Genomic DNA, 7,568 nt, shown 5'->3' with positions numbered 1-7,568 from the left:
CGGGGTTAGTGTGTTTGGAGGTGCGCTAAGGGTCGTTTTGAAGTGTAAAATTGACCATTTAACATATAACCAATAATGCGCATATGTGTTAGCTTAAATTTGAACAGGGAATCGGTTACTGGAAGTTTTATGAAGCATAAAGATGAAGATATGACGATCAAAGATGTAGTAAAGAAAGTGGGTAACGTTAAGGTATCTACTTTAACTAGACTCTCCAAGGTTGTTGTTTATTGGCTTTGGACGATTTTGGTTTCTTTCACTCTTATATACTGCCTTTACATGGTGGTTTACATTTGGGTTGATGGAGCTGCTTTCTCTACAAATGTCGGTGGACAACAAAGTTTGAAACTCGAACAATAAAGATTAGAACTATGACAATAAAGTACGAAACTTTTCGGTGCCATTTGTCGTAGTTTGCCTTCTTCTCTGAGACGATTTTGCCCCATTCCTTCTTAGACCTTGTATCTACTTCAAATTGCAGGCTTCCGTTTAAGGTTACTTTACCTAATGGCGGACATCAGTAATCTATTGAGTTCCTTTTCTCTGTGGCTTTTTAAGCGGATAACTTTTTTTCAATGGTGCCGCGTACTTTGAACGTTAACATAGAGGCTCAGGGCGCTATTTTACCCCCTTAAAATAGGCAAAATGAGGGTTTTTAAGATCTTGATTTTTAGTGTTTTTATTTTGGTGATGTGATGTGGCTTTGATGGTAGTGTTGCGTCCAGTTCATCATAGGAGTAAACATGGAAACCTACCGTCACACATATCGACACCACAGTTTTTCACATCAAGATCTAAGTGATATTACTTTCACTGCTTGCACCTTTATCCGATGCGATTTTCGACGTGCTAACTTGCGTGATGCGACATTTATTAACTGCAAGTTCATTGAACAGGGTGATATCGAAGGTTGCCATTTTGATGTCGCAGACCTTCGCGATGCAAGTTTCCAACAATGCCAGCTTGCGATGGCAAACTTTAGTAATGCCAATTGCTACGGTATTGAGTTACGTGAGTGTGATTTAAAAGGGGCCAACTTTTCCCGAGCAAACTTTGCCAATCAAGTGAGTAATCGTATGTACTTTTGCTCAGCCTTTATTACTGGATGTAACCTGTCTTATGCCAATATGGAGCGGGTCTGTTTAGAAAAATGTGAGCTGTTTGAAAATCGCTGGATAGGGACTCACCTCGCGGGCGCATCACTGAAAGAGTCAGACTTAAGTCGAGGTGTTTTTTCTGAAGATGTCTGGGGACAGTTTAGCCTACAGGGTGCTAATTTATGCCACGCCGAACTCGACGGTTTAGATCCTCGAAAAGTCGATACATCAGGTATCAAAATTGCCAGCTGGCAACAAGAACAGCTTCTCGAAGCGTTGGGTATTGTTGTTTTTCCTGACTAGATGCTTACGAATACCTGCTGATAAACTATACACAACATTAATACATTTTCTAATTCAAATCACCAGAGCTAGAGCAATACTTCTAGCTCATTCTTGTCCAAAAGCGAGTTTCAAACTTTGTTGTCACACTTTCGTTGGATAGCCACATTGATTGAATCTAAGTGTCGATCTTTATTGTCAGTATTGGGTTCTTTTAGCCACGATAGTAACGCACTTCGGAAATAGAAAAGTTTCAAACTTTAATGTCCTCCGACAACAAAGAGCGCAGGCTTCTTAGGAGCAGTTATAGCTTTAGTGCTCTCTATAGTAGTAGGAGTTGCTGCAGCTATGGAGTTACGCGGCGGCTTCGTTAAATCTCGCTTGATTAATTTACTTCGTTTGGACTGAAGAGCTGTTTGAACTGAGTTACTGAGCTTTACTTGTTACAAGTAACATCTTCTCTTCATTTCTTTTCGTAAAGTACAAGGACATCATGCTGCAGTTGAAGTTTATAAAAATACTTGTATAATCTGCGACCCGTAGTACTATGTATATAAAGTATATTGACATACTGATTTTTGGTGCTCATTTATATGTGGTGTTCATAAGGATATGGAAGCTACTACTGTAAAATCATTGGCAACTTGTGGAGGTCGTATGGCTAAGGTAAGTCAGTCAGCGAACCCACTAGAGTTGTTAGCAACTAACCCCGTAGAACTTAGCCTTGTTTCTGCTAAGTCAAAAATGATGTTAATTGTTAGCACTCTTATAAAGAATAGTGGGATGACTCAATCGGAAGCTGCTGAAGCTTTGGGTGTAAGCCAACCAAGAATAAGTAACCTAATGAACGGCAAGATCTCTAAGTTCTCCATCGATATGCTCTTAGAGATGCTAGGTAAACTAGGTTTTCTGTTGGATATCCGGTTTGACCCATCTGATATGAATAAGCCGATTAGCATGGACGTAAAAAAAACGGTCGTATAGACCGTTTATAATTTAAAAAAACAAAGGTTTATAACTGCTTGTGGCGAGCTGAGATAGTATCCTTGTGTTTTTTATCGGTGCCGTTTGAGGTTTTCGAGTAAGCATGAAGAATGTATAAAGTGTCATCTTTTATTACGTAAACCACCCTGTAAGCCGGTTTACCATTCTTCTTTATTTCTACGACGCCTTTTCCCAAACCATTCATTGGTTTCAATGTTAGTGGTGGGTTAAGGCCGTATCTTATAGCTTCAATAGCCTGAACGAACTGCTCTCTTATCTTGTATGGAAAGTCCTCTAGTGATTTTCGTGAATCACCTTTAAAGCAAACATCTTTTGCCATTTTATACCTCTTATATCGGTTAATTGGTTTTGAGTTATTTGTACATTTCTCATGTTTATTTCCTCTTTGTTTTCTATTAAATGATGCGCATATATAGCGGATCATTTTTCATTATAAGCATTTACCATGCTATGGCAAGCGCAAGAATATAAAAACTTATATATGTTGTGTTGTTTCTTCTGAGGGGAGTTGAGGGTATAGAGGGGAATGTTGCTACTAGAACTTAAAAGTAATGATTTTATATACGTATAAAATATGTATTTTATACGTATACTTTTTATCGGGATTGAGCTTTGTCCATAGCTAAGTTTCTCAGGTATGTACCTATAGGTAGGCCTGCTTCTTTAGATAAATCTTCTAGTATAGATAGCTCGTAACCATTAACTGGAACTTGGATTATTTTTCCTGACAAAGGTACTCTCTCTCCTGTTTCCTTGTCTATGTAACTAGATCCTCGCCTCTCATTTTTGTCTTTTTTGCCATCAACCTTGGCAGACTCGATGAATGATTTTTTAGGCTCGGTGCCTTTCCTTTTGATATCTGAAAATGGATTCTTGCTCATTTTATGGTCTCCATTAATTCATCAAATAACGCTCTAGCATCTTCTCCTGCTTTGGGATCTTGAGACCACTCTAGAACACTTTGCCCTGACTCATCTGCATCATCCCACCCATTTAAATTGCGAGTGATATGCCTTAAAGGGTTCATGTTTAAAGAGGACAGAAGGTTCTTAGCTGCTTCGATTCGATATGCCTGACTAGGTAGTGTTGGGGCTTGAGTTATACAAGTGAAGATTTTTAACTTTGCATTTAATGCTTGTGCCGTTTCCAGGATCTCAGACATTGAAGGGGCTACTTTTAAATCCCTTCTTTTGGGTCTAAATGGCAGTAATGCTATATCTGCAAAAGACAAAGCCGACCGCATTGCTTTGGAGTCCGCTCCACCGCAGTCAATAACTATGGTGCCATAACGTTTTTCTAGATCTTGTAAAGGTCGAGATATGTTTCCTGTTAACTCGACACAAGGGATCTGAGGTAAGTCACTTTCTGAGCGTTCGGACGCCCACTCAGCTGTAGTTCTTTGAGGGTCTGCATCAATAAGTAATGGGTCTGTACCATCCTTAGATTTTAAGTAGACAGCCAGCGTTTGTGCGATGCTGCTCTTGCCCGAACCGCCTTTCTCATTGCATATAACAAAAATCATATGAGCACCTTAGTATATGTATAAAATACGTATTTTATACGTGTATTATACATTTAGGTTACGTAAAAAATATATACTTTATACGTATTTTTTGGTTGATATTTGAGCTTTTTCTGGGGTGATTGAATGTGATTTTTTTGATTTTTAATCATTGCGATCAAAGATTTGAAGAGATAATCTAGCTTCAGATGTGAAAAAACCACCGTTGGCGCGGTGGTTTTTCGGAATACTTACGAGTTTGGTAGCTCCGGTAAGTCCTTTCATGATAGCCATATCAAGTTAGCACTTCAAGTATTCCTGCACTCTGTTTGGATTCAAGATGTTTTGGACAGAGCGACGCGCATCAACCACCGACCAAGGGATGTTCCATAGGTGGTAGGTAAAGGCACCAATCATAACTTGCGAAAGCACGATAAAACCGCCCTGTTGTAGCTGCTAGACGGGGATTGCGGAAAAGGAATAAGTGATTGGTGTTGTGAGACTGGAATGGGGGCCAAAAGCCTTACTCACAGCGCAGGGCAGCCCGAAAGGGTAAGAGAAAAAACTCCACGGAAAGCGACCACAAATAATGCTCAGATTCACTCAAAACGAGTCGAAAATGGGTAGGGGTCGGCGCAGCCGAAAGGGCTGAGAGCGCCGCTTTGTGCGGCAACCTTTTTGCCCTTTTGGGCTTGTCCACAAAAGAGCGTGGGCACTTCAAACAGCCCTTTAAGCTCTTTTCGGTGGGCAATGCCCGAAGAAAGAATCTTTGATTCTTAGAGGGGGGTATGGGGGGAGATTAGCGGGATTTTTTCGCTTCTCTCAGTAGTGATTGATAAGTCACTTTCGTACCGTCAGACCATTGCCAATTTGAATGCTGTAGGTAGTCCACGATGAGTTTTTTTTGCTCGCTCAATCGGTCTCTCTGACCAAGCTTGCTTTGGGTCTCTTGGTTCTGCCGGTTCACGATGTGGTTCGCTACTTTCAAGCTTTTCTCTGACTCTACTCTGGTCAATTCGGCTTGCGAGAGCATGGCACCCACTTCATGTGCTCTTCTTCTTAGTCGCTCATCCTCTTCTCTGTGTTCGCGTTGAACATCCTGTGTTACTTGGTTTTTAAACTCACGCTTTAAGCGCTCTAATTCTTCTGTTTTTTGCGCGGCTTTCTGTCTCTCTTTGATCACCGCTTCATCTGAGAACTTCCTGAACGCGCTGACGAAGAACCCGCAAATGTAGACGATCGCTACACAGAATAAGAGGATGTAAATCCATGATTGCCATTGGAACCACAATGTCTCAGCTCCGTAGGCGATGATCTCATGGGTCCCTGTGTCTGGGTTGAACTTGGCGAGTACGATGTCATCCCCGGGGGCGAGATACTTTGAGAATGGCGCCGCTAAGACTATGCCAACCATCACGATACATACGATTAAAATACCCCAAATCATCTTAGGTACACCTCAGTAATATCGGGTCGAAAGTGCCCTAGCTCTTGAGAAATAATGCGCATGACATCATTTCGTGCGTAGTGGTTTGCCAGTTGTTCATAGCGGTCTTGGGCATAGCTGTGACGTAGGCCGTGCGCACCGTTGGAATAGCCAAGCGCCCGTGAACTGGCCTTGCTGAATGCGTCTGAAAATTTATGTCCTGCCGCAATGTCATAATGAGTGGTGTAATTTACACCTCTGTCGATCACATCCCTTGGTGCATCGAGCCTAAGAGCTTCAAGTCGCTCTGCTAATTGAGTGGGAATTTGCACTTCTCGAATAAGCCCACCTTTCCCCTCTACGGTGTAGGTGTGAGTTTGATTTGGCATATGAGAAAACTTATCGGGATGCACATCACGAGGACTAGGCTGCACTTCTCCACTTGGTCTCAGAGTGTATAGTTCATGCGCTCGAAGACCGGCTTGATGGCAGATTTCAGTAGAAAGGGCATGCCGGTCGGTCTGGTGCTCTGTGATCCGTTGTACCTGATCTGGTGTGTAGGAGCGAGACTGTTCGATGGTTTCACGTTCAGATTTTACTACATCGAGCTTCTGAGAAGGCTCTAGCCGGTGCGTGACATGATGCATCATGGCCTGAATTGCCTGACGGTCCATGTCTACAGTGCTTTGCGAACATTCAGACGCTCGAATTTCTAGGTAGGATTGAGCCAGCTGTGGCGTTAATTCTCGGAGTGATCCCAGTCGGTGTTCCTTTAGGTAGTCACAGCAAGTTTTCAGTGCTTGTTCGTAATTTCTGACGGTACCCACCGACTCAATAGCGTTTCCCTTACCTTGCATTTCTTTCATCACAGAGGCGGCCTGAGATTCAGATTTGGCAAAATGTCCTCTAGCCATTGCGAGTTACCCCAATGGATCTTAAATAGCGGTGTATGGTACTTCGGCTAGCGCTCTGGCCATGACGGCGGTGGAGGTGGGTAGCGATCAATTCTAGGGATAGCCCCTGTGTGTACATAGAGACGATTTCCGCGCGGAACGGCTCTAATTTTGAGGTGCGTTTTTTGTAGTTGCGGCCTTTTCGGAGCTGTCGCTCCATTTTTGCAGCTTCGCCAGCTGCGATAGGATCAAACGGCATGACGTGCTCCCGTGATTTTGTAAGAACTAGCCAAATTCTCAGTCGAATTCAGACGGCATTGCCGTTCGCCATTTTGCTATTTTTCGTTTAGCCGGCTGACTGTTCACACCTTTTACGTCCACTATCCGCCAGTGAAAAGCGTTGTTGAATTATTGTTTTCGCTACTTTGAGATGCCTCGATGGTTCAACAATCATTGCCACCGCATACGATTTTAACTAGGTCGTACTCCCCACAGACAAGAGCTAAATTAACTCGGTTCTCAGACCGGACGGTGCTCTGAATGCAACGTAGACCAACCGAATCGGTTATATGGTCAGGGTCCTGCTTCCGCAGTGGTAGGAGTCTTCAGTATGCCTCGGAATTCAGTGGCTTTCAAGAATCATTATGTTGCGTTAATAGTGTTGCGCGAAATACTAAAAATGCACCTTCAACTCGCGCTGTGTAAGGATTCAATAGAATTCTACACAGCGCGAGTTGTCTCGCGAAATTTGCGAAGGGCCTCTCCCACATTTGCAATGCGAAGCGAGCAAACAGGGAGAGGCTCTGAGTAAATTTGAGGGGGGTATGAGGTGACAGCGTGATGAAAAATGAACACTCAGCTCCGAACTGACGCGCTTCGCTTGTCTCATCCACACACCAGGTAAAACCGCTTAGGCGGATTTACCTGGTGTGTGGATGATGTGTTCTAACTACAAAATAGCAACTAGGTGCAAAAGAACAAGCAAGAGCTTGAGGGGGATGCGAGCTTGAATCGAAATTTGTAGATCAATGTTGAGTAGCATTAACGATAGTCTCCTTTGTCTGGGCGCAATTACCCTTAAAAATCACTATCGCGTTCGTCCTGACTCAATTGTATCAACTTTCTAATTTTGTGGTGGAAACAAGTGCAAATAGTTTTTTTTGTCCACTTTGGTTGGTTTTTTGGCCCAAATCGAGTGGTAGTTTTTCACCCTGTAAATCAGCCTCAAAGCGTCACAAACTTTCAGGCCGATTTCTGGGTCAGTAGGGCATAGTGAGTGCTTAAAAACGGGGTTAGTGTGTTTGGAGGTGCGCTAAGGGTCGTTTTGAAGTGTAAAATTGACCATTTAACATATAACCAATAAT

At 42.8% G+C, this 7,568-nt stretch carries 8 protein-coding genes; 3 read left to right on the top strand and 5 right to left on the bottom strand.

The window, feature by feature from the left end; translation table 11 throughout:
* Window positions 1-129: 129 nt before the first annotated feature.
* The 3 genes from R7035_RS24770 to R7035_RS24760 all read left to right on the top strand — a co-directional run bounded on the left by R7035_RS24770 (window position 130) and on the right by R7035_RS24760 (window position 2,363).
* Window positions 130-360, top strand: a complete 231-nt coding sequence (locus R7035_RS24770; RefSeq protein ID WP_318146311.1) for a hypothetical protein — start codon at window positions 130-132, stop codon at window positions 358-360.
* A gap of 383 nt (window positions 361-743) precedes the next feature.
* On the top strand, window positions 744-1,400 hold the full coding sequence (locus R7035_RS24765; protein ID WP_012537714.1) for a quinolone resistance pentapeptide repeat protein QnrS2: 657 nt from the start codon (window positions 744-746) through the stop codon (window positions 1,398-1,400).
* 636 nt (window positions 1,401-2,036) lie between these two features.
* Window positions 2,037-2,363 (top strand): helix-turn-helix transcriptional regulator, encoded by a 327-nt coding sequence (locus R7035_RS24760; protein WP_318146310.1) that lies wholly within the window; start codon window positions 2,037-2,039, stop codon window positions 2,361-2,363.
* A gap of 28 nt (window positions 2,364-2,391) precedes the next feature.
* Here the strand turns inward: R7035_RS24760 and R7035_RS24755 are convergent, their stop codons facing one another.
* The 5 genes from R7035_RS24755 to R7035_RS24735 all read right to left on the bottom strand — a co-directional run bounded on the left by R7035_RS24755 (window position 2,392) and on the right by R7035_RS24735 (window position 6,225).
* Window positions 2,392-2,703, bottom strand: coding sequence for a type II toxin-antitoxin system RelE/ParE family toxin (locus R7035_RS24755; RefSeq protein ID WP_318146309.1), 312 nt, complete (start codon window positions 2,701-2,703; stop codon window positions 2,392-2,394).
* Between the two features lie 277 nt (window positions 2,704-2,980).
* Window positions 2,981-3,265 carry a hypothetical protein gene (locus R7035_RS24750; protein ID WP_318146308.1) on the bottom strand — a complete coding sequence of 95 codons (285 nt, stop codon included), beginning with the start codon at window positions 3,263-3,265 and terminating at the stop codon, window positions 2,981-2,983.
* Window positions 3,262-3,906 carry an AAA family ATPase gene (locus tag R7035_RS24745; RefSeq protein WP_318146307.1) on the bottom strand — a complete coding sequence of 215 codons (645 nt, stop codon included), beginning with the start codon at window positions 3,904-3,906 and terminating at the stop codon, window positions 3,262-3,264. The genes R7035_RS24750 and R7035_RS24745 overlap by 4 nt, the downstream gene beginning before the upstream one ends.
* Before the next feature lie 778 nt (window positions 3,907-4,684).
* Window positions 4,685-5,332, bottom strand: a complete 648-nt coding sequence (locus tag R7035_RS24740; RefSeq protein WP_318146306.1) for a hypothetical protein — start codon at window positions 5,330-5,332, stop codon at window positions 4,685-4,687.
* Window positions 5,329-6,225, bottom strand: coding sequence for a tyrosine-type recombinase/integrase (locus R7035_RS24735; RefSeq protein ID WP_318146305.1), 897 nt, complete (start codon window positions 6,223-6,225; stop codon window positions 5,329-5,331). Before R7035_RS24735 ends, R7035_RS24740 begins: the two co-directional genes overlap by 4 nt.
* Window positions 6,226-7,568: the final 1,343 nt, after the last annotated feature.

Source organism: Vibrio sp. 1731, from assembly GCF_033339955.1.
GTDB lineage: Bacteria > Pseudomonadota > Gammaproteobacteria > Enterobacterales > Vibrionaceae > Vibrio > Vibrio alginolyticus.
The sequence above is the reverse complement of the archived record's forward strand: the minus strand, read 5'-3'. Positions and strand labels throughout refer to the sequence as shown.

Bases quoted from the DNA above. Each gene is read 5' to 3' on its own strand.
- R7035_RS24770 (WP_318146311.1), top strand. From the start codon at position 130: ATGAAGCATAAAGATGAAGATATGACGATCAAAGATGTAGTAAAGAAA.
- R7035_RS24765 (WP_012537714.1), top strand. From the start codon at position 744: ATGGAAACCTACCGTCACACATATCGACACCACAGTTTTTCACATCAA.
- R7035_RS24760 (WP_318146310.1), top strand. From the start codon at position 2,037: ATGGCTAAGGTAAGTCAGTCAGCGAACCCACTAGAGTTGTTAGCAACT.
- R7035_RS24755 (WP_318146309.1), bottom strand. From the start codon at position 2,703: ATGGCAAAAGATGTTTGCTTTAAAGGTGATTCACGAAAATCACTAGAG.
- R7035_RS24750 (WP_318146308.1), bottom strand. From the start codon at position 3,265: ATGAGCAAGAATCCATTTTCAGATATCAAAAGGAAAGGCACCGAGCCT.
- R7035_RS24745 (WP_318146307.1), bottom strand. From the start codon at position 3,906: ATGATTTTTGTTATATGCAATGAGAAAGGCGGTTCGGGCAAGAGCAGC.
- R7035_RS24740 (WP_318146306.1), bottom strand. From the start codon at position 5,332: ATGATTTGGGGTATTTTAATCGTATGTATCGTGATGGTTGGCATAGTC.
- R7035_RS24735 (WP_318146305.1), bottom strand. From the start codon at position 6,225: ATGGCTAGAGGACATTTTGCCAAATCTGAATCTCAGGCCGCCTCTGTG.